The 25,286-nt window shown below is 71.9% G+C and carries 22 protein-coding genes; 10 read left to right on the top strand and 12 right to left on the bottom strand.

What is annotated here, in order from left to right; genetic code table 11:
- Positions 1–48 precede the first annotated feature (48 nt).
- Both ACIGO6_RS00515 and ACIGO6_RS00510 read left to right on the top strand, forming a co-directional pair.
- Positions 49–1,395: a nicotinate phosphoribosyltransferase gene (locus ACIGO6_RS00515; protein ID WP_399869549.1), complete on the top strand. Its 1,347-nt coding sequence runs from the start codon at positions 49–51 to the stop codon at positions 1,393–1,395.
- 101 nt (positions 1,396–1,496) lie between these two features.
- Positions 1,497–2,084, top strand: a complete 588-nt coding sequence (locus ACIGO6_RS00510; protein WP_399869547.1) for a nicotinamidase — start codon at positions 1,497–1,499, stop codon at positions 2,082–2,084.
- Positions 2,085–2,138: 54 nt separating this feature from the next.
- Here the strand turns inward: ACIGO6_RS00510 and ACIGO6_RS00505 are convergent, their stop codons facing one another.
- The 3 genes from ACIGO6_RS00505 to ACIGO6_RS00495 all read right to left on the bottom strand — a co-directional run bounded on the left by ACIGO6_RS00505 (position 2,139) and on the right by ACIGO6_RS00495 (position 6,869).
- Positions 2,139–3,947, bottom strand: coding sequence for a bifunctional metallophosphatase/5'-nucleotidase (locus ACIGO6_RS00505; RefSeq protein WP_399869545.1), 1,809 nt, complete (start codon positions 3,945–3,947; stop codon positions 2,139–2,141).
- A 116-nt stretch (positions 3,948–4,063) separates the two neighbouring features.
- Positions 4,064–4,405 (bottom strand): hypothetical protein, encoded by a 342-nt coding sequence (locus ACIGO6_RS00500; RefSeq protein ID WP_399869543.1) that lies wholly within the window; start codon positions 4,403–4,405, stop codon positions 4,064–4,066.
- Between the two features lie 112 nt (positions 4,406–4,517).
- Positions 4,518–6,869, bottom strand: a complete 2,352-nt coding sequence (locus ACIGO6_RS00495; RefSeq protein ID WP_399869541.1) for an immune inhibitor A domain-containing protein — start codon at positions 6,867–6,869, stop codon at positions 4,518–4,520.
- 436 nt (positions 6,870–7,305) lie between these two features.
- Here ACIGO6_RS00495 and ACIGO6_RS00490 point away from each other — a divergent pair, with 436 nt between their 5' ends.
- A complete protein-coding gene (locus ACIGO6_RS00490; RefSeq protein WP_399869540.1) occupies positions 7,306–7,590 on the top strand; it encodes a hypothetical protein in 285 nt (94 codons plus the stop codon).
- Positions 7,591–7,627: 37 nt separating this feature from the next.
- Here ACIGO6_RS00490 and ACIGO6_RS00485 read toward each other — a convergent pair whose 3' ends face one another.
- Both ACIGO6_RS00485 and ACIGO6_RS00480 read right to left on the bottom strand, forming a co-directional pair.
- The gene (locus ACIGO6_RS00485) at positions 7,628–8,347 is read right to left on the bottom strand and encodes an RDD family protein (RefSeq protein WP_399869539.1); all 720 of its coding nucleotides are present in this window, start codon (positions 8,345–8,347) and stop codon (positions 7,628–7,630) included.
- A 181-nt stretch (positions 8,348–8,528) separates the two neighbouring features.
- Positions 8,529–10,235 (bottom strand): RDD family protein, encoded by a 1,707-nt coding sequence (locus ACIGO6_RS00480; RefSeq protein WP_399869538.1) that lies wholly within the window; start codon positions 10,233–10,235, stop codon positions 8,529–8,531.
- 248 nt (positions 10,236–10,483) lie between these two features.
- Here ACIGO6_RS00480 and ACIGO6_RS00475 point away from each other — a divergent pair, with 248 nt between their 5' ends.
- Complete coding sequence (locus ACIGO6_RS00475; RefSeq protein ID WP_399869536.1) at positions 10,484–10,903, top strand: SsgA family sporulation/cell division regulator; 420 nt, start codon at positions 10,484–10,486, stop codon at positions 10,901–10,903.
- Positions 10,904–10,916: 13 nt separating this feature from the next.
- On the opposite strand, the gene ACIGO6_RS00470 is transcribed toward ACIGO6_RS00475, so the two are convergent.
- Positions 10,917–12,359, bottom strand: a complete 1,443-nt coding sequence (locus tag ACIGO6_RS00470) for an FAD-binding oxidoreductase (RefSeq protein ID WP_399869535.1) — start codon at positions 12,357–12,359, stop codon at positions 10,917–10,919.
- Between the two features lie 92 nt (positions 12,360–12,451).
- On the opposite strand from ACIGO6_RS00470, the gene ACIGO6_RS00465 reads away from it, so the two are divergent.
- Positions 12,452–13,864 (top strand): tetratricopeptide repeat protein, encoded by a 1,413-nt coding sequence (locus ACIGO6_RS00465; RefSeq protein ID WP_399869533.1) that lies wholly within the window; start codon positions 12,452–12,454, stop codon positions 13,862–13,864.
- 13 nt (positions 13,865–13,877) lie between these two features.
- Here ACIGO6_RS00465 and hppD read toward each other — a convergent pair whose 3' ends face one another.
- The gene (gene hppD / locus ACIGO6_RS00460) at positions 13,878–15,023 is read right to left on the bottom strand and encodes a 4-hydroxyphenylpyruvate dioxygenase (protein WP_399869532.1); all 1,146 of its coding nucleotides are present in this window, start codon (positions 15,021–15,023) and stop codon (positions 13,878–13,880) included.
- Positions 15,024–15,124: 101 nt separating this feature from the next.
- Here hppD and ACIGO6_RS00455 point away from each other — a divergent pair, with 101 nt between their 5' ends.
- Genes ACIGO6_RS00455 through ACIGO6_RS00435 form a run of 5 tightly spaced genes read left to right on the top strand, consistent with a single transcriptional unit; the run spans position 15,125 to position 19,388 of the window.
- Positions 15,125–15,640 carry an Lrp/AsnC family transcriptional regulator gene (locus ACIGO6_RS00455; RefSeq protein ID WP_399869530.1) on the top strand — a complete coding sequence of 172 codons (516 nt, stop codon included), beginning with the start codon at positions 15,125–15,127 and terminating at the stop codon, positions 15,638–15,640.
- 41 nt (positions 15,641–15,681) lie between these two features.
- The gene (locus tag ACIGO6_RS00450; protein ID WP_399869529.1) at positions 15,682–16,329 is read left to right on the top strand and encodes an ABC transporter permease; all 648 of its coding nucleotides are present in this window, start codon (positions 15,682–15,684) and stop codon (positions 16,327–16,329) included.
- Positions 16,322–17,575: a betaine/proline/choline family ABC transporter ATP-binding protein gene (locus ACIGO6_RS00445; RefSeq protein ID WP_399869528.1), complete on the top strand. Its 1,254-nt coding sequence runs from the start codon at positions 16,322–16,324 to the stop codon at positions 17,573–17,575. Before ACIGO6_RS00450 ends, ACIGO6_RS00445 begins: the two co-directional genes overlap by 8 nt.
- Complete coding sequence (locus tag ACIGO6_RS00440) at positions 17,572–18,423, top strand: ABC transporter permease (RefSeq protein ID WP_399869526.1); 852 nt, start codon at positions 17,572–17,574, stop codon at positions 18,421–18,423. The genes ACIGO6_RS00445 and ACIGO6_RS00440 overlap by 4 nt, the downstream gene beginning before the upstream one ends.
- Positions 18,420–19,388: a glycine betaine ABC transporter substrate-binding protein gene (locus tag ACIGO6_RS00435; protein WP_399869524.1), complete on the top strand. Its 969-nt coding sequence runs from the start codon at positions 18,420–18,422 to the stop codon at positions 19,386–19,388. The genes ACIGO6_RS00440 and ACIGO6_RS00435 overlap by 4 nt, the downstream gene beginning before the upstream one ends.
- Positions 19,389–19,403: 15 nt before the next feature.
- Here the strand turns inward: ACIGO6_RS00435 and ACIGO6_RS00430 are convergent, their stop codons facing one another.
- From ACIGO6_RS00430 to ACIGO6_RS00410, 5 genes are all read right to left on the bottom strand, one after another.
- Positions 19,404–20,183 carry a S16 family serine protease gene (locus ACIGO6_RS00430; RefSeq protein ID WP_399869522.1) on the bottom strand — a complete coding sequence of 260 codons (780 nt, stop codon included), beginning with the start codon at positions 20,181–20,183 and terminating at the stop codon, positions 19,404–19,406.
- Between the two features lie 9 nt (positions 20,184–20,192).
- Entirely contained in the window at positions 20,193–20,591 is a 399-nt protein-coding gene (locus ACIGO6_RS00425) for a GtrA family protein (protein WP_399869520.1), read from the bottom strand.
- The gene (locus ACIGO6_RS00420) at positions 20,591–21,541 is read right to left on the bottom strand and encodes a glycosyltransferase family 2 protein (RefSeq protein ID WP_399869518.1); all 951 of its coding nucleotides are present in this window, start codon (positions 21,539–21,541) and stop codon (positions 20,591–20,593) included. The genes ACIGO6_RS00425 and ACIGO6_RS00420 overlap by 1 nt, the downstream gene beginning before the upstream one ends.
- Positions 21,542–21,561: 20 nt before the next feature.
- The gene (locus ACIGO6_RS00415) at positions 21,562–24,324 is read right to left on the bottom strand and encodes a YfhO family protein (protein WP_399869516.1); all 2,763 of its coding nucleotides are present in this window, start codon (positions 24,322–24,324) and stop codon (positions 21,562–21,564) included.
- Between the two features lie 238 nt (positions 24,325–24,562).
- Positions 24,563–24,769, bottom strand: coding sequence for a hypothetical protein (locus ACIGO6_RS00410; protein WP_399869514.1), 207 nt, complete (start codon positions 24,767–24,769; stop codon positions 24,563–24,565).
- Positions 24,770–25,286 lie beyond the last annotated feature (517 nt).

Raw genomic sequence — 25,286 nt, 5'->3', positions numbered from 1 at the left:
CGGAACCACAAATCGTCAGAGTGACGAAATGGGGGTAGCATCCTCGACATGAACACAGCGGACCTTGGGCTGCCGGTGGACGTCCCGTCGACGGCGCTCTTCACGGACCAGTACGAGCTGACCATGCTGCGGGCCGCTCTGAAGGCGGGCACGGCCGGGCGGCGGAGCGTGTTCGAGGTCTTCACGCGCCGACTGCCCGACGGGCGCCGCTACGGCGTCGTGGCGGGCACCGGCCGGGTGCTGGACGCGGTGGAGAACTTCCGCTTCGACACGGGCGTCCTGCGCTTCCTGCGGGAGCGGGGCATCGTCGACGAGGAGACCCTCGACTGGCTCGCGCAGTACCGCTTCAGCGGGGACATCTGGGGCTACCCCGAGGGCGAGGTGTACTTCCCGGGCTCGCCGATCATGCGGGTCGAGGGGACCTTCGGCGAGTGCGTGCTGCTGGAGACGGTGATCCTCTCCATCCTCAACCACGACTCGGCGATCGCCGCCGCCGCCTCGCGCATGTCGTCCGCCGCCGGTGACCGGCCGCTGATCGAGATGGGCGCCCGCCGCACCCACGAGCTGGCCGCGGTGGCCGCCGCCCGCTCCGCCTACGTCGGCGGCTTCGCGACCACCTCCGACCTGGCCGCCGGCTTCCGCTACAACATCCCCACCGTCGGCACCTCCGCCCACGCCTTCACCCTGCTGCACGACAACGAGCGCGACGCCTTCCGCGCCCAGGTCGACGCCCTCGGCCGGGGCACCACGCTGCTGGTCGACACCTACGACGTCGCCGAGGCCGTCCGTACGGCCGTGGAGATCACCGGCCCCGAGCTGGGCGCCGTGCGCATCGACTCCGGCGACCTGCTGCTGGTGGCGCACCGGGTGCGGCAGCAGCTGGACGAGCTGGGCGCCACGGACACGAAGATCGTCGTGACCTCGGACCTGGACGAGTACGCCATCGCCTCGCTGGCGGCGGCGCCCGTGGACGCGTACGGCGTCGGCACCCAGCTGGTGACCGGGTCCGGGCACCCGACGGCCTCGATGGTCTACAAGCTCGTCGCCCGCGCCGAGTCCGGCGACGCCGACGCGCCGCTGGTGCCGGTGGCCAAGAAGTCCACCGGCGGCAAGACCTCGATCGGCGGCCGCAAGTGGGCCGCCCGGCGGCTGGACGCGGACGGCTTCGCCGAGGCCGAGGTGGTCGGCACCGGGCCCGTGCCCGCCGGGCTCGCCGACCGGCAGCTCCTGGTCGAGCTGGTCAAGGGCGGTGAGGTCGTCGCGCGCGAGCCGCTGGACGTCGTCCGGGACCGGCACGCGGCGGCCCGCGCCAACCTGCCGCTGTCCGCCACGCAGCTCTCCCGAGGGGAACCCGTCATTCCGACGGAGTACGTGCACGGGGGCTCGGGTAGCTAAAGCTGGTGCGGCCCGCCGGGCCGCCCCGCCCCCGCCGCGTCTCCGATCCCCTCCGCTCCCCCTCCGATTCCCCAAGTCGACCCAGTCGAAGGACACCGACCATGCGCCGCGCCTTGATCGTCGTTGACGTGCAGAACGACTTCTGCGAGGGAGGCAGCCTTGCGGTGACCGGCGGTGCCGACGTGGCCGCCGCCATCACCGAGCTGATCGGGCAGGCGCCCGCCGGCTACCGCCACGTCGTGGCCACCCGCGACCACCACGTCGCGCCGGGCGGCCACTTCGCCGACAACCCCGACTTCGTCCACTCCTGGCCGGCGCACTGCGTCGCCGGCACGGAGGGCGTCGGCTTCCACCCGAACTTCGCCCCCGCCGTCGCCTCCGGCGCCATAGACGCCGTCTTCGACAAGGGGGCGTACTCGGCGGCCTACAGCGGCTTCGAGGGCACCGACGAGAACGGCACCCGGCTCGCCGACTGGCTGCGGGACCGGAAGATCGACGAGGTCGACGTCGTGGGCATCGCCACCGACCACTGCGTCCGGGCCACCGCCCTGGACGCCGCCCGCGAGGGCTTCCGTACGCACGTCCTGCTCGACCTCACCGCCGGGGTGGCCGCGGACAGCACCGAGCGGGCGCTGGAGGAGCTGCGGGAGGCGGGCGTGGAGCTGTCGGGGAAGCCGGTCGTGCAGTAGCCCCCGTCACCCGACGGGCGCACCGGCCGGGCTCCCCGCCCGCCTCCCCGGGGCTCAGCTCGCCCTGGCGCGGTCCAGTGACGGCGGCGCCAGCCGCGGGTGGGCGGACAGGTAGTGCCACAGGGCGTCGCCGCCCATGAAGGCGCTGCGGTCCTGGTCGCGGGCGCCGATCAGCTCCTCGAAGCCGGGGAGCGCGCGTTGCTCCATGAAGGCGTTGGCCAGGGTGGCGACGCGGTACTTCCTGCCGTCGCCGACGCGGCGTCCGTCGATCCGCACGCTCCCCCGGTCGATCCGCTGCCCGACGGGCCGGTCCGGGTCGAAGCGGTACGAGACGTTCCCGGACACCGCCACCGGGCGGAAGGTGACCGATCCGTCGGCAGCGCCCTGCCACTGGGACTCCAGCAGCCCGACCAGTTCCCGCCCGGTCAGGGTGCCGCGCACGACGCCGACGCCGATCCCGGAGTCCAGCACCGTGCCGACCGCCGCCTCGGGGAACAGCACCCGGCCGGGGGCGTCGGCGCTGTTGCCCGGCTGGGGGGCATGGGTCAGGTCGCGGCGCAGGGTGTCGGGCATCGCCAGTCCCACGTCGGCGCGGCCGTCCCGGTCCGCCGCCCAGCGGTAGGCGTCGGCGGCCACGTCGTAGAGGGCCGACTCGCCCTCGGTGTCGCGGGCGCGGGTGAGGTCACCGGTGATCGTGCCGATGCGCTGGGCCGCGCGCTCGCCCAGCTTCGTCCGCCAGTAGGAGGCGATCCGGTCGGCCTCGGCGTCCCGCGGGACGTCCTGGGTGACGGCGTGGTTCACCGAGGTGGTGTCCTCCCGCAGCACCTCGCCGGTGCGCGGGTCCAGCTTCAGGTTGATCTCGCTGATCAGATGACCGTGGTTGCCGGCCTGGACGACCGGACGCGGGGTCCCCGTGGGGTCGGGCAGCATGCAGTTGACGGTGCCGTGCCAGTGCCCGGTGACGATCGCGTCGACGGCCGGGGAGATGGTGCGGTTGAACTCGACGACGGGGCCGAAGGGGTCGACGCAGTCGTTGTGGCCGTTGCCGGACTGCTGTGAGAAGCCCTCGTGGAGGACCGCGACGATCGCCCGGACGCCCTGGGCGCGCAGCCGCGCGACGGAGCGGTTGACCGCCGTCACCTCGTCGGCGTAGGTGTAGCCGCTGGGGGTGTACGACATCGCCTCGCCGCTGGTCAGAGCGGTCGTCGCGTGGACGAAGCCGACGGGGAGGGTGCCGCCGTTGCCGTCGTCGACCTGCTCGACGTGGTACGGCTGGAGAGCGGGGCGGCCCGTGGAGCGGTCCAGAAGGTTGGCCGAATAGTAGTCGTAGTCAGCGCCCGCGAACCGCTGGCCGGTCGAGTCCCGGAAGCACAGGTCCCGGTCGGGGCGGCCCTCGCACGTGCCCTTGCGCATGTGCCGCAGGAAGGCGAAGCCGCGGTCCATCTCGTGGTTGCCGACGGTGGAGAACTGCAGGCCGAGTGCGTTGAGGTACTCGATGGTCGGTTCGTTCCAGAACCACTCCGTCTCGTCCGGCCAGCCGGAGAAGTCGTCACCGGCCGAGAAGAGGATCGAGTTGTCGCGGCCCTCTCGCAGGCGCTTGACGTGGGTGGCCAGGTAGGAGCCTCCGCCGACCCGTACGGCCGGGTCGCCGCGGTGCGAGCCGACGATGGTCGCGCCGTACTCGCCGAGGTAGCCGTGGAAGTCGGTGAGGGAGACCAGCTGGACGTCGACGGGTTCTTCCCGCCCGTCCGCCGCCGCGGGGGTGACGGCTGCGACGCCGGCCATCACGACGCCCGCGATCAGTGCCAGAAGGCGCCGAAGTGCGCGGTGGGCGGGGCGTCTGTCGGACTCGAGGGACTGCATTGCATCCTCCTGCCGCCGGTTGGGGTCCGATCATGATCGGGCCCGCCGGCGAGCAGGCGACGCCGGACGAGTGAGCAGTCGGCGCTGGGAGGATGAACAACAGTGGGTTTCGGCCGTCAGGTCTGGGCGGTCGGGCGTCTGAGCAGGGCTCGGATCGGGTGCCACAGCTCCTGGGGCAGGTCCGCTCCGCCCGTGACGCCGGGCACCGGCGCCGTGCGCCATATCAGACCGTCCGGGTGGTGCAGGACGGCCGTGATCTCGTCCGGGGTCGGTGGGGCGGCGTTGCCCCGCAGGTAGACCGCGCGCAGGCCCAGGTTGCGCAGCCTGGTCAGGGCGCGCGCCCGGTTGTGGGCGTGGACGAGTACGCGCACGCTGCCGTCCGGGGCCGCGGGGCTGGGCAGGTTCAGTGCCACCACCACCGTGCCGTTCGGCAGCTTGCTGAAGCCTCCTGCGGCCATACGGTCACACCCCCGTGTCAATAAGAGAACCACAGGACGCACCTAAACACGGATCGGCGGCGACCCGCCAGGGGGTCGCCGCCGATCATGCTCTGACCTGGGCAGATGCTAATTACCTGCCCGCGGGGCCCACCTCGAGCTCGATCGTCGAGCCGTCCTTGGCCTCCTTGTTGATCTTGATCTTCGTGTTGGTGTCAGTGACCTTGACGCCGCCGGTCGGGTTCGCCGGGTCGTAGTAGTCGCTCGTGCGGTCGTTGAAGACCGAGACGCCCTTCGAGCCCGGGATGTACTTCGCGACGTCTGCCTTGTGCAGCGTCATGCCGTCCGTGCGGTAGCGGCTGAACGGCGAGTCGTACGCCTGGATGCGGTTGCGCATCAGCGTGCCGTCGCCCCACTTCAGCGCGGTCGGGTGCGAGTCGATCGGCAGGACCAGGCCGGTGCCGGGGTGCTGGCTGGTGTTGTTGTCCGCCTGGGAGGTGTCCCACTTCCAGATCAGCAGGCCGTTCTGGTACGCGTAGTGCTCCACCCAGTTCGGGCGCTCCGTGAAGCCGAAGTTGTACGGGCCGGTCTTCAGCGTCTTGTCGTACGACACGTACTGCCGGTTCTCGGCGATGTAGTACTGCGCGTAGTCCTTGGTGAAGGACGCGCCGACGCGGGAGAAGCCGGTGGCCGTCCAGGCGGCGTCCGCGCTCTCGGCGTTGTCGGTGAACAGCGCCGCGCCGTCCGCGGTGACCGTGATCGAGTCGGCCGTGAAGCCCTTCTGGGCCACGCCGCCGTCGGTCTGGTAGCGGAAGCGGACGTCGATCTTCTTGCCCGCGTAGGCGTCGAGGTTGTACGCGAACTTCGTGTACGCGTCGAGCGTGCCGTGCAGGGCCGGCTTGTCGGCGGCGTCGCGCGGGATCGGCTGACCGTTCACCGTGCCGTCGACGGCGGTCCAGTTGGCGCCGCCGTCGGTCGAGACCTCGGTGTAGAGGTAGTCGTAGTTGGCCTCGATGTCGTACCAGCCGTCGAAGGTCAGCTCGGCCTTCGACTTGCCGGTCAGGTCGACCGAACGGCTCAGCGTGTTCTTGAGGTTGTCACCGCTGCCGCTCCACCACTGGGTCTTGCCCTCGGCGGGGGTGACGATCTCGGTCGTGACCGCCTTCTTCGGCAGCTGGACGACCAGGGCCTGCTTGTGCTTGGTGTTGTACTCGGCGACGCCCAGCTTGTGCCAGGAGTTGACCCCGGCCTTGGCGGTGTCGTAGTTCAGCCAGCCGAGCTGGAGCTTGTCCCAGGCGGTCATGTCGCCGGGCAGGTCACCGATCTCGTTGCGGCCGGTGCCGAGCCAGGAACCGGAGGACATCAGCGTCCAGAAGCCGGTGGAGTTCTCGCCGCCGGCGGTGTCGTAGTGGTCCGGCAGACCGAGGTCGTGGCCGTACTCGTGGGCGAAGACGCCGAGTCCGCCGTTCTCCGGCTGGACGGTGTAGTCGCCGACCCAGACGCCGGTGGAGCCGATCTGCGCGCCGCCGAGCTTGTTCTGCTCGGGGCCGGTGGCGCCGGCGTCGGTGCCGAAGGCGTACCAGCGGTGGGCCCAGATCGCGTCGGTGCCCTGGACGCCGCCGCCCGCGGACTCGTCCTCACCGGCGTGCACGATCTGGAAGTGGTCGATGTAGCCGTCGGGCTCGTTGAAGTCGCCGTCGCCGTCGAAGTCGTAGCGGTCCCACTCGTCGAACCGGGCGACGTCCGCCTTGATCTGGGCGTCGGTGCGGCCGGCCGCCTGCTGCTGCTCGACCCAGGCGTTCAGGCCGTCGCTGACGACGTTCCAGACGCTGGGGCAGTTGGTGTCGCCGCAGGCGTTGTTGCCGTAACGCGCCTCGTTGTAGGGGACCTTGACCCAGTCGGAGACCTCGCCCTCGACCGAGTAGCGGCCGGAGGACTGCTTCTCGTAGTAGGTCTTGACCGAGTCGACGCCCTTGCCGGAGCCGAAGTACAGGTCCTGGAAGTGCTGCTGGTCGTAGTCGGCCTTCCAGGCCGTGGAGTTGTCCGTCTTGCGGTCGGGCTTGGCTATCTGGTTGTGCAGCGGGCCCGCGTCGCCGCCGTAACGGCTGTCGATCTTGTCGCCGAACTCGACCAGGATGGTGAAGATCTTGTCGGTCTTCTCCCGGCCCAGCTCGACGTACTTGCTGTCGCCCTTCTTGCTCTTGAGCTGGACGACCTTCGAGCCGTCCTTGCTCTTCACCGAGGCCTCGCCGGATATGACCTGGTTCAGAGCCTCCTCCCGCTGGGCGGCCTGAGTGTCGCTCAGGGGGCCCTTGAGGTCGTGGGAGTCATGGCCTTCGGCCGGGTGCGGGTCGTGGCGGTCCACGGCTTCCGGCCGGGCGGGCGAGTCCGCCTGCGCCACTCCGGCTGCGGAGAGCGTGGCGGTGGCCGCGGCCAGTGCGACGGTGGTCGCCGCCGTTCTGAACGTCCAGGATCTACTGGTCACTTGAGTTCCTCCCCCGCGTGCACGCGCGCGGAAGGGGGGACAAGGACAGAGCAGAGTCCGCGCACACGTGATCAACGCGTGTAGTCAAGTGACGACATTTGACTAGAGGTTCGACGGAAAAGACAGACCTTGACTTGAGCAGAACAAGTGCACTATGCGGAGCGGGCGTTCGCTTTACGGACGCCGGACCGTGAGCGAGGTGGCCGTCGTTGCGCTTGTGACTCCCTCAACGGGCGCGTGCGGCCGTCCACTTCCCGGACGCCATGAATCCGTGCGCCCCCCGTGCATCGGCCCTGTCGGTTAGGTCACGCTTACTGCTGGTTCCACTCGGGCACACAGCCCGTTAGAGTCGACTGGCGGAACGCCCGGAAACCGGCGGAATGCCAGGCCGGCAGCACGTCTCACCCCCAGATTGCCTTCCGAGGACACGATGGCCATGCCCCGTCCGACTGCCGCACAGTTCGCCTACGGTTCGTGCACCGTGATCTTGTCGACGCTCGCCATGCTGCTGCTGTCACGGACGAGTTCGGGTCCCGGAGTCGCTGTCGTCGCCGTCGCGGCGCTCGCCCTCGGGCTGCTGGTCGCCATGACGGCCCCGCAGCCCAGGACACGCACGGTGACCGCCGTGCCGGAGCGCACGCCCGCCCCGGCCCAGGAGCCGGTGCCGGCGGCCCGGGTCGCCGCGGGGTCGGGCGAGCCGGCACGCGGGCGCGCCGCCTGACGTCCAGGACGTCCGGCCTCTTCTGTCCGTCCGGTCGTCAACGGGTGCTGACCACCACCGTCTTGGCCGCCTTGTCGTGCAGACCCTGCTTGTAGGGCCGGTCGAAGAAGCTCCAGCCACCCGTGATGATCGTCCAGACGCAGGCGCAGCAGAACGCGAACGGGAGCCACAGCACCAGGGCGCGGATCAGCGAGGTCTGCACCGAGGGGGTGGCGCCGTTGTCCAGGTTGGCCACGCGCATGCCGAGCCACCTCTTGCCGAGGGTCTGGCCCCTGCTGGCGGTCATGTAGGTGTCGTAGGCGATGTAGAGCACGGCGGCGATCAGGGACTGCCCGAAGGACTTGCCCGCCTCGATCTGACCGCCGTCCACCTCGTACTCCTGGACGTTGAACGCCCAGCTGAGCAGCCAGACCACGATGCCCACGAGAATCATGTCGATGATCCGCGCGAGCGTGCGCCGGCCGCTGTCGGCGAGCGGGGGCATGCCGGCGAGCGGGTCGGTGGGGAAGGACCCGCCTCCGTACGGATCACCGCCGTAGGGGCCGCCCGCTCCGCCACCGGGGGGAGGGGGCTGGCTCCCGCCGTACGGAGGCTGCTGGCCGCCGTCCCCGGGCGGGGGTGGGCTGTCGTACGGCGAGCCCGCGCCGCCCGTGCCGGGGCCGGGGCCCTGGCCCGGTTCGGGGGACGAGGGGCGTTTCCTGAACGGGTCGTCTTCCGGCGGCTGCCCGCCGGAGCCGGGGGGCGGTTCGCTGCTCATGGCCCGAGTCGAACTCGGACTCTCTTCCCTCGCATCCGGCGAGCGGCCGTCCGGAGTACGAGGCCGCGCCTAAAAGGGGCGCGGGGCTGTGACATCAGCGGCTCCGCCGCGGGGCGCGACCAGCCCCCACGGACCCGCACCCGACCACCAGACGCGCGCGCCCCCGACCCCACCGGCGAAGCTAGCCCGCGACAAACGTGCCGGCGGCCTTGTCGTGCCAGCACTGGTGCCACGGTCGGTCGAACAGGCACCACGCGATGCCGACCACGCCGACGGCCAGGAGGCCGGGGACGCTGTAGACCAGCCAGCGGCGCAGGGACACCCCGAAGGCCGGGGGCTCGTGGGCCTCGATGTCCCGCACCTCCAGGCCCAGCAGCTTCTTGCCCAGGGTGCGGCCCCACTTGGCGGTGGGCAGCGCCTCGTACACGACGCCGAAGAGCAGCAGGACGGCCAGCACGATGCCCAGATACGTGCCCGTCGTGCCGTCGAGCAGCCAGACCGTGACCGTCTCGCCGGAGAGCTTGGCCTCGTCGATCTTGCCGTTGACGTGGTCGATCGCCTTGGTGCCGAGGGGTACGGCGGCCACGGCGGTGACGCCCGCGAGGACGACGGTGTCGATCAGCCGCGCGGCCAGCCGCTTGCCGAGCCCGGCGGGGCGGGCCGCCGCCTGGCGTCGGGCGGCGGCCTGGAACACGTCCTCGACCGGCGGCTTCCAGGGCGCGACGGGCTGCTCCTCCCCGCCGGCGTCGGCGAGCCGGTGCACCTGCTGGGCCCAGGAGGACTGGCCTCCGCCGGGCCCGGCCGCGACCGGGGCCGGGGCGGCGGGCTGCTGCGGCGAGGCGACGGGCTGCGGGGCCGCGGCCTGGTGGGGGACGCCCGGGCCGCTCGCCCCGCCCACCTGCTGCGGGCCGGAGAGGGCCGTCGGGGCGCCGGCCGCCGGGGGCTGCGCGGCGGCGCGGGCGGCGGCGGCCTTCCCGGCGCCGAAACCCGGGCGCGGGGAGACCGCGCGGAACGTGATCGTGCCCTCGTCCTCGGCGGTGGCGCCGTCCGGGCCCGAGGCTCCCGCGCCCTGGGCCGCCCCTGCCGTCGGGCGGCGGAACACGAAGGTGTTGCCCGACGCGGCCTCCGTCTCGCCGGACGCCGTCCCCGCCGCACCGTCCGCCCGCGCGGCCCGGGCGCCGTCGCCCTGCGCCGGCGCGGAACCGCCACCGGCGCCGGCCGTTCCCGCACCGGACGCCCCACCGGCGTCGGGCCCCGGCCGACCGGAACCGCCGGCGACCCCGGCGCGGGCACCACTCGGCGCCCCGGCACCGCCGGAACCGGAACCCGGATGACCGGAACCGCCACCGGCACCACCCACGCCGGCACCCCGCGCACCCCCGGCCCGCGGGTCGCCCGGAGTCCCCACGCCGGCCGTTCCGGCGCCGGAGCCCGCACCCGCACCCGCACCCGCACCGGCGTCCACCGCGCCGCCGTCGGCGGGAGCGGCCTCGTCCGCCGCCCCGCGCGCGTGCGGGACCCGCGGGTCCGTGCCCGCCGCAGCGCCCGGCCAGGCGACGCGGCGGTTCTGGTCGTCGCCGAAGCCGGACTGGTGGGCGCGGTCGGCGCCCCAGGCCGAGGCGGGCTCCGGGCGGCTGCCGTGCTGGGACTCGGCGGGCGGCGGCTCCTCGACCGGGTCCTCGTCGAAGAAGTGCGGGCCGGTCTCCTCCACGGAGGGCCGCGCGCCGGGCGGCGGCGCGAGCGGCTCGCCGTCCTTGGGTGCGGGCCGGCTCGTGCCCGGCACCCAGGAGGCGCCGTTCCAGTACCGGACATATCCAGGAATGGACGGGTCCGGGTAATACCCTTCGCGGGGCCTGTCGTCGCCGGGGGCCGGGGTTGGGGCGCTCATGTCCGTCGTCCCGTATCTGCTCGGGGATTGATAAGGGGGCCTCAACATCTATCAGACGGGCGCAATCCGCACCGCCGGTCCCACGGGACCCGCCCCTTTCCGGGCAACCTCGTGCCCGTGCCTTCACACCTCCGACGGACTCGGGAGAAAACTTCCGCGAACCCGCGTAATGCCCGCGGCCCCCGCCGCTCTCCCTCGTGCGGGCCCGCACCAGGCGGGCCACGTCCCTGCGAGAGAGGACACCTGCCGTGGAGCACCACCCCACCGTCGTGGAGCGCGAGCTGGAGCTGAGGCTCGTCCTGTCCCCCGAGCACGCCGTCCCGGTGCCGGCCCGGCTCGGCTACCACGCCGACGACCCCTACGCCGTCCACATCACCTTCCACATCGACTCCGGCCACCCGGTGCACTGGACGTTCGCCCGCGACCTGCTGGTGGAGGGCGTGTTCCGGCCGTGCGGGCACGGGGACGTGCGGGTGTGGCCGTCGCGGGCGGACGGCCGCAGCGTCGTACTGATGGCGCTGAGCAGCCCCGACGGGGACGCCCTCCTGGAGGCGCCCACCCCTCAGGTGTCGGCCTGGCTGGAGCGGACCCTGCGGGCGGTGCCGCCGGGGACCGAGGCCGGGCAGCTCGGCATCGACGACGGGCTGGCCGAGCTGCTCGCCCGGTGACGAGGGCGCCGGGTCAGAAGAGCTTGCCCGGGTTGAGGATGCCCAGCGGGTCGAAGACCTGTTTGACGGCCCGCTGCATCTCCAGGCCCACCGGGCCGATCTCGCGCGCCAGCCACTCCTTCTTCAGCACACCCACGCCGTGCTCGCCGGTGATCGTGCCGCCGAGTTCCAGGCCGAGGGCCATGATCTCGTCGAAGGACTCGCGGGCGCGCCGGGACTCGTCGGGGTCCGCCGCGTCGAAGCAGACGGTGGGGTGGGTGTTGCCGTCGCCCGCGTGGGCGCAGACCCCGATGGTGAGGTCGTACTTCGCGGCGACGCGCTCGATGCCCTCCAGCATGTCGCCGAGCCGGGACCGGGGCACGCACACGTCGTCGATCATCGTGGTGCCCTTGACCGCCTCCAGCGCCGTGAGCGACAGCCGGCGTGCCTGCAGCAGGAGCTCCGACTCGGCCGCGTCGTCGGCGGGGACCACCTGCGTGGCGCCCGCGGCCTCGCACAGCGCGCCCACGGCGGCGAGGTCGGCGGCCGGGTCGGCCGTGTCGAAGGCGGCGAGCAGCAGGGCCTCCGTGGTCTCCGGCAGGCCCATGTGGGCGAGGTCGTTGACCGCCTTGACCGTCGTACGGTCCATCAGTTCGAGGAGGGACGGCACGTGCCCGCCCTCCATGATCGTGCAGATCGCGTCGCAGGCGGCGGACGCGGAGGCGAACTCGGCGGCCAGCACCAGCTGCTCGGGCGGCTTGGGGCGCAGGGCGAGGACGGCCCGTACGACGATGCCGAGGGAGCCCTCGGAGCCGACGAAGAGCCGGGTGAGGTCGTACCCGGCGACGCCCTTCGCGGTGCGGCGGCCGGTGGACATCAGGCGGCCGTCGGCGAGGACGACGTCGAGGCCGAGGACGTACTCGGCGGTCACCCCGTACTTGACGCAGCACAGGCCGCCGGAGGCGGTGCCGATGTTGCCGCCGATGGTGCACGTCTCCCAGCTGGAGGGGTCGGGAGGGTAGTACAGGCCGTGTTCGTTCACCGCGCGGGAGAGCGTGGCGTTGACGACGCCCGGTTCGACGACGGCGATCCGGTCGACCGGGTTGATCTCCAGGATGCGGTCCATCTTGGTGAGGGAGAGGACCACACAGCCGTCGGTGGCGTTGGCGCCGCCGGACAGGCCGGTGCGGGCGCCCTGCGGGACGACCGGGACGCGCAGCTCGGTGGCGGTGCGCATGACGTGCTGGACGTCCTCCACGGTGCGCGGCAGGACGACCACCGCGGGGGCGCCGGCCGGGCAGAAGCTCGCCATGTCGTTGGCGTAGGAGGCGGTGATGTCGGGGTCGGTGAGGACGGACTCGGCGGGCAGTCCGGCGAGCAGCCGGTCGACGAGGGGGCTGTGGACCGCCGGGGCCGCGCCGGCTTCGCGGGCTGCGTCGTCTTCGTCGCGAGGCGCTTCGATACGGCTCATGATCACAGGTTCGCACCCGGGGCCATCGGTGTGAACCCCGTCGACGGCACCCGGCGCAAGACCCGGTGTGCTCGTCATATGGGCGCACAGTAGGCGCCATGGAGGTCATGAAGAGGGAGAGCGGACACGGGCGGCGTGCCCGCCGCGTGCGCCGGGTGCTGATCGCCTCCGTGGCCGGGGCCGCCGTACTCGGCGGGGCCCTGGTGCTGCTGCCCCGCGAGGCCCGCGAGGCTCCCCCGCCCGCGCCGGGACCGGCGACGCCGCCGCGTGGCGCGGTCATCGCGGGCGTGCCGGCCGCGCTGCCCGACCTGGCCGTCCTGATCGGCGACCGGGAGGCCCATCTGCGGGCGCATCCGCTGGACGGGGCGGCGTGGGCGGTGCTGGGATCGGCCTACGTCGAGCGGGGGCGCCGGACGGCCGACGTCGCGAACTGGCCGAAGGCCGAGAAGGCACTGCACACCTCCCTGAAGGTCGGGGCGAAGCGCAATCCGCAGGCGCTGGAGGGGCTGGCGGCGCTGGCGGTCGCGCGGCGGGACTTCCCGGAGGCGAAGAAGTGGGGCGAGCAGGCGGCCGAGGCGGCGCCGAAGCGGTGGACGGCGCACGCGGTGCTGATCGACGCGTACACGGGACTCGGTGACGACGAGGGCGTGGGGCGGGCCCTGGAGAAGGTGATGAAGCTGCGTCCGGGCTCGCCGGCGGCGGGGGCGCGGGCCGCGGCCGTCTACCGGAACCGGGGCTGGCGGGAGGACGCGGCGGCCCGGATCTCCGACGCGGCGGCGGCCGCCGAGGCGCCGGCCGAGCGGGCGGCGTACCTGGAGCAGGCCGGACGGCTGGCGTTCGAGCGCGGGGAGCGCCAGGAGGCGCTGCGGTTCTTCGAGGAGGCGCTGCGCCTCGACCCCGACCAGCGGGCCGCGCAGGCCGGGCAGGGGCGGGTACTGGCGGCGCTGGACCGGACGACGGACGCGCTGTCCGCGTACCAGGAGGCGCTGGCCGAGCGGCCGAGCCCGGAGTACCGGCTGGAGCTCGGCGAGCTGTACGAGTCGCTGGGGCTCGAGCAGGCCGCGCGGGTGGAGTACGGCCTGCTACGGGAGCGGGTGCGGGACGCGGAGGCGGCCGGGGCGGACGAGACGCTGGTGCTCGGCCGGTTCGAGGCGGACCACGGGGACGCGGAGGCGGCGGTGCGGGGGCTGCGGGACGAGTGGGGGCGGCAGCCGGCGATCGCGGTGGCCGACGCGCTGGGCTGGGCGCTGCACCGGACCGGTGAGCACGAGGAGGCGCTGGAGTTGGCGACGATCGCCACGGACGCCGACAAGGGCGGCGGGGTGCGCAGCGCGCTGCACGTGTTCCACCGGGGCATGGTCGAGAAGGAGCTGGGGCGGTACGGGCCCGCGCGGCGGCATCTTCGGGAGGCGCTGATGATCAACCCGTACTTCTCCCCGCTGTGGGCACCGCAGGCGCGGCGCGCGCTGACGGAGCTGGGCGAGCCCCCCGTGGAGGGCCCGCCCGGCTAGGCTGCCGTGGCCGTCAGAGGTTGCCGCGCTTGGCCTGCTCGCGCTCGATCGCCTCGAAGAGGGCCTTGAAGTTGCCCTTGCCGAAGCCCATGGAGCCGTGCCGTTCGATGAGCTCGAAGAAGACGGTCGGGCGGTCCTGGACCGGCTTGGTGAAGATCTGCAACAGGTAGCCGTCCTCGTCGCGGTCGACGAGGATCTTCAGCTCGCGCAGCGTCTCCACGGGGACGCGCGTCTCGCCCGCCCACTCGCCGAGCGTGTCGTAGTACGAGTCGGGCGTGTCCAGGAACTGCACGCCCGCCGCCTTCATCGTGCGCACGGTCTGCACGATGTCGTTGGTGTTCAGCGCGATGTGCTGGACGCCGGCGCCGCCGTAGAACTCCAGGTACTCGTCGATCTGGGACTTCTTCTTGGCGACCGCGGGCTCGTTGATCGGGAACTTGACCTTGAGGGTGCCGTCGGCGACGACCTTGGACATCAGCGCGCTGTACTCGGTGGCGATGTCGTCGCCCACGAACTCCTTCATGTTCGTGAAGCCCATGACCTTGTTGTAGAAGCCGACCCACTCGTTCATGCGGCCGAGTTCGACGTTGCCGACGCAGTGGTCGACCGCCTGGAAGGTGCGGTGCGCGGGCGGCTCGACGATCGGGTCGGCGGCGGCGAAGCCGGGCAGGTAGGGGCCGTCGTAGCCGGTGCGCTCGACCAGGGTGTGGCGGGTCTCGCCGTAGGTGGCGATGGCGGCTAGGACGACGGTGCCGTGCTCGTCCTTGACCTCGTACGGCTCGGTGATCGAGCGGGCGCCGTGCTGGACGGCGTAGGCGTGGGCGGCGCGCGCGTCCGGGACCTCGATGGCGAGGTCGACGACGCCGTCGCCGTGCTCGGCCACGTGCTGGGCGAGGAAGCGGCCCCCTTCGGTGGCGGGCTTGATCACGGAGGTGAACACGAACCGGGCGGAGCCGTTCTCCAGGACGTAGCTCGCGGTCTCGCGGCTGCCGTTCTCCGGTCCGGAGTAGGCGACCAGCTTCATGCCGAATGCGGTGGAGTAGTAGTGCGCCGCCTGCTTGGCGTTGCCCACGGCGAAGACGACCGCGTCCATTCCCTTGACCGGGAAGGGATCGGCCTGCCGGGCGGTGTCGGGAGTGTGGTGTGTGGTCTGCGTCATAGCCGCAGAATCTCCCGCGTCTGCAAGGTGCGCAATAGTTCGTGCATCCACTGGGCAACCTGACCAGTGATACGCCGGTGGAGCCGGGCGATGTGTACAGGATGACCAGCCGGGAGGGTGCGGGTATGGCGGGTACGGGCATCGATCGACTGGACGGGCGGATCATCGGCCTGCTGGCCCGGGAGCCGCGGATCGGGGTGCTGGAGATGTCCCGCCGGCTGGGGGTGGCGCGCGGCACCGTGCAGGCGCGGCTGGACCGGCTTCAGTCGAACGGAGTCATCCGCGGATTCGGTCCGGAGGTGGACCCGGCGGCGCTCGGATATCCGGTGACCGCGTTCGCGACGCTGGAGATCCGGCAGGGCCAAGGGGCCGACGTACGGGCCCACTTGGCGACCGTGCCGGAGGTGCTGGAGCTGCACACCACGACCGGCACCGGGGACATGCTGTGCCGGCTGGTGGCCCGCTCGAACGCCGATCTTCAACGGGTGATCGACCGGGTTGTCGGTTTTGATGGCATCGTCCGGGCCGCCACGGCGATCGTCATGGAGAACCCCGTTCCACTGCGGATCATCCCGTTGGTGGAGCAGGCGGCCCGGGACAAGGACAGCAGCGACTGAGACCGGTCCCCCGGCCGGCCCGATCCCGGAGGTGAGCGGCGGTGAACTTCTGGGAGTTCCTGGTCAGCCGCCACCAGCAACTGCTCACCGACGCCTACCAGCACGCCAGCGCCGTCTTCCAGTGCATGGTCGTGGCGACCCTGCTGGGGGTCCTGATCGGTGTGCTCACCTACCGCAGCGAGTGGGCGGGGAACCTGGCGACCCTGACCACGTCGACCATCCTGACCATCCCGTCACTGGCCATGATCGGTCTGCTCATCCCGATCGTCGGCCTGGGCGTCCCGCCGACCGTGACCGCGCTGACCCTGTACGGGCTGCTGCCGATCGTGCGCAACGCGATCGTCGGTCTGCGCGGCGTGGACCCGTCGCTGGTGGACGCGGCCACGGGCATCGGCATGTCGCGCCCGGCCCGGCTGCTGCGGGTGGAGCTGCCACTGGCCTGGCCGCCGATCCTCACCGGGATCCGGGTCTCGACGCAGATGCTGATGGGCATCGCCGCGATCGCCGCCTACGCCTCCGGCCCGGGCCTCGGCAACGAGATCTTCCGCGGGATCGCCTCGCTGGGCAGCAAGAACGCGCTCAACCAGGTGCTCTCGGGCACGCTCGGGATCATCGTCCTGGCGCTGCTGTTCGACGCCGCGTACGTCCTGCTCGGGCGGCTGACCATTCCGAGGGGGATCCGTGTCTGAGAGTGATCACAACGGCGCCACCGGGGCGACCATCGAGCTGGAGTCCCTCACCAAGCGCTACCCCGGCAATCCGCAGCCGGCCGTCGACAACGTGTCGATGGAGATCAAGGCCGGTGAGACGGTGATCTTCGTCGGCCCCTCGGGCTGCGGCAAGTCCACCACCCTGAAGATGATCAACCGGTTGATCGAGCCCAGCAGCGGACGCATCCGCATCAACGGCGAGGACGTCACCGACATCGACCCGGTGAAGCTGCGCCGCAAGGTCGGCTACGCGATCCAGGCCTCCGGCCTCTTCCCGCACATGACCGTCGCCCAGAACATCGCGCTGGTACCGAGGATGATCGGCTGGTCCAAGTCCCGGATCCGGTCCCGGGTGGAGGAGATGCTCGACCTGGTCGGCCTGGACGCCGCGGAGTTCCACGGCCGCTATCCGCGCCAGCTCTCCGGCGGCCAGCAGCAGCGGGTGGGCGTGGCGCGGGCGCTCGCGGCCGATCCGCCCGTGCTGCTGATGGACGAGCCGTTCGGCGCGGTGGACCCGATCACCCGGGACCACCTCCAGGACGAGCTGATCCGGCTCCAGCGCGAACTGCACAAGACGATCGTCTTCGTCACCCACGACTTCGACGAGGCGATCAAGCTGGGCGACCGGATCGCCGTACTCCGCGAACGCTCCCACATCGCGCAGTTCGACACCCCGGAGGCCATCCTCACCAACCCCGCGGACGACTTCGTCTCCGGCTTCGTGGGCGCCGGGGCGGCCCTGAAGCGGCTGAACCTGACCCGCGTACGGGACGTGGAGATCACCGACTATCCGACGGTGACCGTGGAGGACCCGCTCCAGCACATCTTCAACCGGCTGCGGGCGGCCGGCACCAACGAGATCCTGCTCCTCGACCGGCGCGGCCGGCCGTACAAGTGGCTGCGGCGCGGCGACCTGATGCGGGCCAAGGGTTCGCTGGCGCGGGCCGGGACGCTGGTCCACGACACGGTGACCCGGGACGCGACGCTGCGGGACGCGCTGGAGGCGGTGCTGACCGACAACACGGGGCGGGTCGCGGTCACCGGGCGGCGCGGGGAGTACGAGGGCGTCGTCGACATGGAGACGCTGCTGAACTCCGTGCACGAACTGCTGGAGGCCGACCGGCTCGACGCGCTGGAGCACCAGCACGACCTGGAGGAGGCCCGGGCCGAGCAGACGCACTCCGAGCAGGAGGGCGGCGGCTTCGGAGGGGAGGCGAGGGCGTGAGCACCGCTTCCGGCCGGCGGCCCGACGGCGACCACGGGGCCGGGCTCGCCCCCGACGACGAGGACGAGGCGGAGCAGGAGCTCGCCCCGCCCTCCCCGGCCGCGACCGGGCGGCGGGTCACCTGGCAGAAGCTGACCGTCCTGCCCGCGGTCCTGGTCGTCGTACTGCTGGCCACCTGGCTCTGGTTCGAGCAGGCCGAACTGGACGCGCTGAGCCAGAACGCCCTGTCCGACGGCCAGGTCACGAAGGCCCTGTGGCAGCACATCCAGCTGACGGTGATCTCCACCTTCTTCGTGCTGATCATCGCCATCCCGCTGGGCATCCTGCTCACCCGCCGGACGTTCCGGAAGGCCACGCCGGTGGCGATGGCGTTCGCCAACATGGGTCAGGCGACCCCGGCGATCGGTCTGCTGGCGCTGCTGGTGATCTGGCTGGGCATCGGCCGCCGGTCCGCGCTGATCGGCATCATCATCTACGCCATCCTGCCGGTGCTCTCCAACACCATCGCGGGCCTGAGGGCGAACGACCCGACGCTGCTGGAGGCGGCCCGCGGCATCGGCATGTCCCCGATGGGCGTCCTCACGCGCGTGGAGCTGCCGCTGGCCGTCCCGCTGATCCTGGCCGGCGTGCGCACGGCCCTGGTGCTGAACGTCGGTACGGCGACCCTGGCGACCTTCGGCGGGGGCGGCGGCCTGGGCGTACTGATCACCACCGGCATCACCAGCCAGCGCATGCCGGTGCTGGTGCTGGGCTCGATCCTCACCGTCGCCCTCGCGCTGCTGGTGGACTGGCTGGCCTCGCTCGCCGAGCTGCTGCTGCGCCCGCGCGGACTGGAGGCGGGGACATGAGACGGCGTACGCGTGTGCTGCTGGCCGCCTCCCTCCTGCTGGCCTCGGCCGGCTGCGGCCTCACCAGCGGCTCCCCCATGGTCGACGACGTCGAACCCGGCTCGATCGGGAAGGGCCGGCCGCTGGAGGGTGCCGATCTCACGGTCACCTCCAAGGAGTTCACCGAGCAGCTGGTCCTCGGCGCGATCATGGGCATCGCCTTCCAGGCGGCCGGCGCCGAGGTGCTCGACCGCACCGGCATCCAGGGCTCCGTCGGCACCCGCGCGGCGGTCGAGAACGGCGACGCGGACGCCACGTACGAGTACACGGGCACCGCCTGGATCACGTACCTGGGCAACAGCCGGCCGATTCCCGACCCGCAGCAGCAATGGGCGGCGGTGAAGGCGGCCGACGCGAAGAAGGGGCTGACCTGGCTGCCGCCGGCGCCGATGAACAACACGTACGCGCTGGCGATGAACCAGGCCAACTTCAAGAAGTACCGCACGAAGACGCTGTCGGAGGTCGCCGCGCTGTCGAAGTCGGATCCGGGCGCGGTGACGCTGTGCGTGGAGGGCGAGTTCGCCAACCGCGCGGACGGGCTGCCGGGGCTGGAGAAGGCGTACGGGATGGACATCCCCGCCCGGAACGTCACGCAGATGGACACCGGGATCATCTACACCCAGGCCGCGAAGGGCGCCTGCACGTACGGCGAGGTGTTCACCACCGACGGGCGGATCAAGTCGATGAACCTGGTGGTGATGGAGGACGACCGGGCGTTCTTCCCGAACTACAACGCGGCGCCCATGGTCAGGACCGCCACCCTCAAGGAGTGGCCGGCGATCGCGTCCGTCCTCGACCCGGTCACCAAGGCGCTGACCAACGACGTCGCACGGACGCTGAACGCCAAGGTCGACGTGGACGGGGAGGACCCGCACCAGGTGGCGCTGGACTGGATGGTGGAGAAGGGCTTCGTGAAGGAGAACTGAGCGCTGTGCGTGTGCTCAGCAGGCGGGGACGTCGCCCTTCCCGCTCTCCAACGCCTCGAGCGAGTCGACCGCGCCCTTGAGCGTGGTGACCGGGATCAGCCGGAGCCCCTTCGGCAGCTCGGCCTGCGCGTCCGAGCACTCCGCCTTCGGCACCAGGAAGACGGTGGCCCCGTCCCGCCGGGCGGCCTGCGTCTTCAGCGGCACACCGCCGACCGCGCCGACCTTGCCACCGGGGGTGATCGTGCCGGTCCCGGCGATGACCTTGCCGCCGGTGAGGTCGCCGGCGCCGAGCTTGTCGATGATGCCGAGGGAGAACAGCAGCCCGGCGCTGGGGCCGCCGACGTCCTCCAGCCGGAGCTGGACGTCGACGTCCTTCGCGTCGAGCCGCAGGTGGTTCAGGGCCGCCGCGGTCGCCGCGTCCTGGGACTCCTTCATCTGCTCCTCGTTGTACTCCTCGATCTCGCTCACGTCGTCGCCGCTCGGGTAGACGGCGTCGCGCGGCATCACGGCCCGGTCGGTGTCGAACCAGTTGCCGAGCACGTCACCGAGGTGGACGCTCGCCTCCGGGCCGGTCGCCTCGATCGTGGTCATCCGCAGCTGCCCGCTCGTGTCGTGCGTCGGTGCCCCCTCGATCGTGATCACCTGGGCGCCCTGCTTCTCCCCGAGCACGTCGGCCGTCAGACCGGGCCGCGCCACGGAGAACGGCAGCGGCGCGAACACGGCGGTGGCGAGCAGGCCCACGACGGGCAGGCCGCAGACGGCGAGGAACTGGGGACGCGTGAGACGAGAGAGCACGGAGCCAATCTAACGCGCGGTGGCGCTGGGCAGCATGATCCAGCGGGAGACCACGAAGGTCACCGGGATCGCCGCCGCGGAGGCGAGCAGGGGCGCGAACCGGCTCCCGGCCTGCAGCACGTCGACGATCACATACACACCGACCGTGGTGATCACGAAATTGGCGGCGTTCGTCAACGGGAACAGCAGGAATTTCCGCAGGGTCGGCCGGGTCCGGTAGGTGAAGCGCGCATTCAGGAAGAAGGACCCGACCATACTGAGCAGGAAGGCGAGAACATGCGCGAGAAGATAGGGCAGACGCATGAGGAACAACAGGTAAAGGCCGTAATACATGCCGGTGTTGACGACGCCGACCACGGCGAAGGTCGCCATCTGTCTCGTCATCGGACGGGTCATCGCGTCAAGCATCAGGGAATGAGATCTTTCGTCCGTTCCACGTTGGTCGCCTTCACCAGGAAGTGCGGGCGCCCCTTGACCTCGTAGTAGATCCGGCCGGTGTACTCCCCGATGACGCCCAGCATCACCATCTGCACCCCCGCGAGCGCGGTGACGACGGTGATGATGGTGACATACCCGGGTGTCTCCACGCCGTTGACGAGGGCGGCGCCCACGATCCACGCCGTGTAGAGCCCGGCACACGCCAGCAGGGCCACGCCGAGGTGGAGGGCGGCGCGCAGCGGCCTGTTGTTGAACGACAGCAGCCCGTCGAGCCCGTAGTTGAGCAGGGACTTCAGGGACCAGGAGCTGCTGCCGTGCTCGCGCACGGCGTTCTCGTACTCGAAGGTGGTGCTGGGGAAGCCGACCCAGGCGAACAGGCCCTTGGAGAAGCGGTTGTACTCGGTCAGGCCCAGCACCGCGTCCACCACGCGCCGCGACAGCAGCCGGAAGTCACCGACGCCGTCGACGAGTTCGACGTCGACGAGCCGGTTGACCAGCCGGTAGTACAGGCGGGCGGTGAGGGTGCGGGTGAACCGGTCGCCGCGCCGGCTGCGCCGGGCGAGGACCTGGTCGTATCCCTCGCCGCGCAGCTCGACCATGCGCGCGATCAGCTCCGGCGGGTGCTGGAGGTCGGCGTCCATGACCACCACCGAGTCGCCGGTGGCGTGGCGCAGACCGGCGAGGAGGGCGGCCTCCTTGCCGAAGTTGCGGCTGAAGGAGACGTAGCGGACGCGCGGGTCGCGCTCGGCGAGCTGTTCCAGGAGGGTGAGCGTCCGGTCGCGGCTGCCGTCGTCGACGTAGACGAACTCCATGTCGTGGCCGAGCGGCAGCAGGTCGTCGGCGACCTTCTGCACGGCGGCGTGGAAGCGTTCGATGACGTCTTCCTCGTTGTAGCAGGGGGCGACGATCGAGATGAGCATGGTTCCTCTCCGGGGTGCGGTCAGAGGGCGCTGGTGGCGCGCTCGCGCGGTCGTGTGGCGGTGCGGAGCGCGGGGCGGGGTGCGGCCCGCCGTCGGCGGACGGCGGTGAGGGTGCCGAGCAGGACGAGGGTCAGGAGCGAGCCGCCCCCGACGGCCGCGCCGAGGCGCAGGCCGGGCGGGTGAAATGTGCAGGTGACGGTGGTCGCGGAGCCGTCCAGGGGCACGGCGATCAGCCCGTAGTACGTCTCGGCGGGCTGGGCCTCGCCTCCGCCCGCGGCGCACCTCCAACCGGCGATCCGGGGGGCGGCGAGCACGGCGGTGCCCTTGCTGCCGGCCGGGAGCTCGGCCCGGACGGTGCCGTCGGAGACGGTCACCTCGGTGGCGCCGGTGGCCTTGAGCCCCTGGACGGCGGTGTGCAGACGGGCGGTGTCCAGACAGCCGACCGCGCCGTCCGGGACGGTGCCGGCCCGGGTGGGCGACAGCTCGATCCGGACCCGGCCGGACTGCGGGGCCGTGCCGAGCCGCTGCATCGCGGCGATCTTGGCGGCGTCGGAGGTGAACCGGCCGGTCAGCGGCTTGGCCGGGGTGTCGGTGAGGCGGGCGGTGCCCGAGTAGTGCGGGGCCCAGAGGTAGACCTCGCTGCCGGCCGGGCACTGGGCCGCGAGCGTCGGGCGTGCCTGGGTGGCCTTCGTGCGGGGGGCCTTCTTGCGGGGGACCTCGATCACCGCGCCCGCTCGGTCGCCGGACGCCCGGTCGGGCTCCCCGCCGTCGGCGGTGCGCACGGTCAGCGGGGGCACGGTGTAGACCCGGGAGCCCAGCAGCAGTTCCTGGTTGCGGTAGGGCGACGGCCCGAAGGCGGAGACGCCGGTGCGGTCGGTGGACGCGACGGACGGCCGGACGGTGACCAGGGACGGTACGTCCTGCCGGGACACGGTCACCGGGCTGCGGTCGCGGGGGTTCCACCTCTGGTGCTGGTCCGGCGGGGAGTGCACCCGGGCGCCCACGGAGAAGATCGCGTCGGTGACGGCGTTGTCCAGGCTCTGCACGTTCCGGCCGCGCGAGGTCCAGCCGTCGCCGAGGGCCGTGAGGGTACGGCTGAGGACGTCCGCGGTGAGGCTGCTGTAGTACTGGGCGCCCTGGCCGCCCACCATCATCGGGTCGTTGCCCACGGTCTGCTCCCGGCCGGGGTCGGTGCGGTACGCGGGCCAGCCGTCGGCCTCGGACACGGCCTCCGCCTGACGCTCCTGCCGGCTCCCCCAGGACGCGTAGTCGTCCAGGTGGTTCAGCCGCAGCCGGGTGGCCACGGCGGAGGTGGCGGCGGCCTCGCCGAGCTGGGCGCCGACCAGGAGAGCGGCGGCGAGCCCGACGAGCGCGGTACGGCGGCGCGCGCCCGCACCGCCGGGTGCGGCGCCCGCCTCGGCGGCGGTGGCACCTTCCCCTGCACCTTCCCCTGCGACGGTGCCGCTCTCGGCGTCGGCGGCCGGGGGCGCGGCGGGCCGGACGGCTTCCGCGCGGCGCAGCAGGAGCAGTCCCCCGAGCGCTACGGCGACGGCCGGGAGCAGCACCGGCCAGGCGTAGGAGTGCACCAGGCCGCTCCGGCTCGCGACGGCGGCGATGAGCGCGAGCAGCGCGGTGGCCGCGCCCAGCGCGCGCCGGGCGGGCACGCCGTAGGACAGCGTGTGCCAGGCCGCGATCACCAGCAGCGCGCACAGCACGAACGTCTGGCGGTACGGGCTGCCGTTGGGGGTGGCGAAGGCGTGCCAGGCCAGATGGGTGGGCGTCCACTGCATCGACAGCGTGACGGCGGCCACCAGCAGGCTCCACCCGGCGCGCACCCGTACGGGGGCCGCCCGGTGGAAGGGCAGGGCGAGCGCCAGCAGCAGCGCGGTGGTGCCGACGAAGAGCGCCGGGCTGCCGAATCCGTAGGTCGTCGGCAGCAGCCGGGCCAGCAGGTCCTCGGTGGCGACCGGGGAGAAGTGCATGACCCGCCCCGGGTAGGCGTGCGTGGTGCCGAAGTAGATGACCGTGACCAGCGGTGCGGCCAGGCCGACGCCCAGGGCGACGGTGACCGTGGCGCGGCCGGCCGCCGCCAGGGCCCGGCGGCGCGGGAGACCGGAGAGCCACAGCCGGAGCAGCAGGACGAGGCCGGCGCCGATGGTGGCCATGTACGCGGTGTAGAAGTTGGCGATCCAGGCGAGCGCCACGATCAGCACGCCGAGCAGCCGATGCCGTCCGGTGAGCGCCCATTCGCCGACCAGGCACAGCAGGGGCAGGGCGATGAGGCCGTCGACCCACATCGGGTTGTACGAGGCGTCGGCGAGCGACCAGCCGCACAGCGCGTAGGCGGCACCGAGCAGCCCCGCCGCCCACCAGCGGCCGGGGCGCAGTCTGAGCAGCAGCCATGCCATGGCGGCGGCGGCGCACGCCGTCTTCAGGACGGTCACCACATAGACGGCGAGGTCGATCTCGTCCCTCGGGAACAGGGCCACGAGCAGAGCGAACGGGCTGCTCAGATACGTCCCGAGGTCGGGCAGGAAGCTGGAGCCGAACCCGGACTGCCAGTTGACGAACAGGCCGCCGTCGGACCGGCCGTGCAGCAGGTCCCACAAGTGGGCGTGGAACGGCACGTACTGGTTGCCCAGGTCGTTGACCGCTCGGGTGCGCGGGCCGAAGGGATAGCTGCGGGCGACGGCGTCGGCCGCGCAGAACGCGGTGACGGTGATGGCCGCGGCGAGCAGCGCGGCAGCCTGCCGCGGTCTGCCGCGCAGGGTTGAGCGATCCATTCTCGGTCGGCCCCCAGCACATTCGTTGCGTCCAGCGCCTCTTGCGGGGGCGTCAGTCACTCCCAGCGCGCTTGTTCGATCGATTAGACCGGGGCTAATTCACCATGGTTGTGTCATGGCCGGTGAACGGTGAACGAATGGCGAGTGAAGAAATGCAATCGATGCACGCAGAAACAATTCGAGAAGCACTCCGCCGACCGAAAGGAAAACGGAATGCGTCCCCGGAATGATGCGGCGGTTAAATTTCGATCTTCCGTGCCGGCCCGCGCGCCCCCGAGATCACCGACGAACCGACGCGCCGCAGGGTGCAGCAGTGCGCGGTCCCGAGACGCGCCGAGGAGGCCAAACGGCCGCCCGGCAGGTCCAGTTCAGCACGGATCGTCCTGCCGGGCAGGGCGACGCCCTGCGAGACGCGGTCGATCACGTCCCAGCGGTCGGCGAGCACGTCGACCAGGAGCAGGCCCCGGCCGGTCTCGCCCAGCGGTGCCGGGCCCGGCGCTTCTCCGCGTGCGGGAGGCCCCAGGCGTGCAGCTGGGCGGCGGAGAGATGCCGGGCGAGACGGGCGCCGAGCGGAGTGGAACTGAACCGCTGCGTGAACACACGTACGGTGACCGACAATTGACAGGCCCAGGGTGGGGTCGTGGGGCCACGGTGGCGCCGGGCGGGGGTACTTCACCAGGTCAGCCACTCGCACGCACAGCCGGCGTACGAGTACGGAAAGTGGACAGCGTCCGTGGCTGACTCTAACCCTGGGTGAATTGGGGCTGCCCGTTGAGTCGTCGCTCAGTGCCCTCGCGTACGTAGCGTCCCAAGCTTCGCCCCATTACACCTGGAAGATGGGGATAAAACCGGGGGACCGCCCAAAGACCCGAGGAGCCGAGCCCTTGTACGCATACAGAGATCGCGACGCCAACGGCGCCCGAGCGCCGTTAGCACGTCCGCCCCGGACCACAGCCAGAGCC

It is taken from the genome of Streptomyces sp. NPDC053750, assembly GCF_044544295.1.
Lineage (GTDB): Bacteria > Actinomycetota > Actinomycetes > Streptomycetales > Streptomycetaceae > Streptomyces.
The sequence above is the reverse complement of the archived record's forward strand: the minus strand, read 5'-3'. Positions and strand labels throughout refer to the sequence as shown.

What these genes read in the sequence shown, in the direction of transcription:
- ACIGO6_RS00515 (WP_399869549.1), top strand. Translation starts at nt 49, where the DNA reads ATGAACACAGCGGACCTTGGGCTGCCGGTGGACGTCCCGTCGACGGCG.
- ACIGO6_RS00510 (WP_399869547.1), top strand. Translation starts at nt 1,497, where the DNA reads ATGCGCCGCGCCTTGATCGTCGTTGACGTGCAGAACGACTTCTGCGAG.
- ACIGO6_RS00505 (WP_399869545.1), bottom strand. Translation starts at nt 3,947, where the DNA reads ATGCAGTCCCTCGAGTCCGACAGACGCCCCGCCCACCGCGCACTTCGG.
- ACIGO6_RS00500 (WP_399869543.1), bottom strand. Translation starts at nt 4,405, where the DNA reads ATGGCCGCAGGAGGCTTCAGCAAGCTGCCGAACGGCACGGTGGTGGTG.
- ACIGO6_RS00490 (WP_399869540.1), top strand. Translation starts at nt 7,306, where the DNA reads ATGCCCCGTCCGACTGCCGCACAGTTCGCCTACGGTTCGTGCACCGTG.
- ACIGO6_RS00485 (WP_399869539.1), bottom strand. Translation starts at nt 8,347, where the DNA reads ATGAGCAGCGAACCGCCCCCCGGCTCCGGCGGGCAGCCGCCGGAAGAC.
- ACIGO6_RS00480 (WP_399869538.1), bottom strand. Translation starts at nt 10,235, where the DNA reads ATGAGCGCCCCAACCCCGGCCCCCGGCGACGACAGGCCCCGCGAAGGG.
- ACIGO6_RS00465 (WP_399869533.1), top strand. Translation starts at nt 12,452, where the DNA reads ATGGAGGTCATGAAGAGGGAGAGCGGACACGGGCGGCGTGCCCGCCGC.
- hppD (WP_399869532.1), bottom strand. Translation starts at nt 15,023, where the DNA reads ATGACGCAGACCACACACCACACTCCCGACACCGCCCGGCAGGCCGAT.
- ACIGO6_RS00455 (WP_399869530.1), top strand. Translation starts at nt 15,125, where the DNA reads ATGACCAGCCGGGAGGGTGCGGGTATGGCGGGTACGGGCATCGATCGA.
- ACIGO6_RS00435 (WP_399869524.1), top strand. Translation starts at nt 18,420, where the DNA reads ATGAGACGGCGTACGCGTGTGCTGCTGGCCGCCTCCCTCCTGCTGGCC.
- ACIGO6_RS00425 (WP_399869520.1), bottom strand. Translation starts at nt 20,591, where the DNA reads ATGCTTGACGCGATGACCCGTCCGATGACGAGACAGATGGCGACCTTC.
- ACIGO6_RS00420 (WP_399869518.1), bottom strand. Translation starts at nt 21,541, where the DNA reads ATGCTCATCTCGATCGTCGCCCCCTGCTACAACGAGGAAGACGTCATC.
- ACIGO6_RS00415 (WP_399869516.1), bottom strand. Translation starts at nt 24,324, where the DNA reads ATGGATCGCTCAACCCTGCGCGGCAGACCGCGGCAGGCTGCCGCGCTG.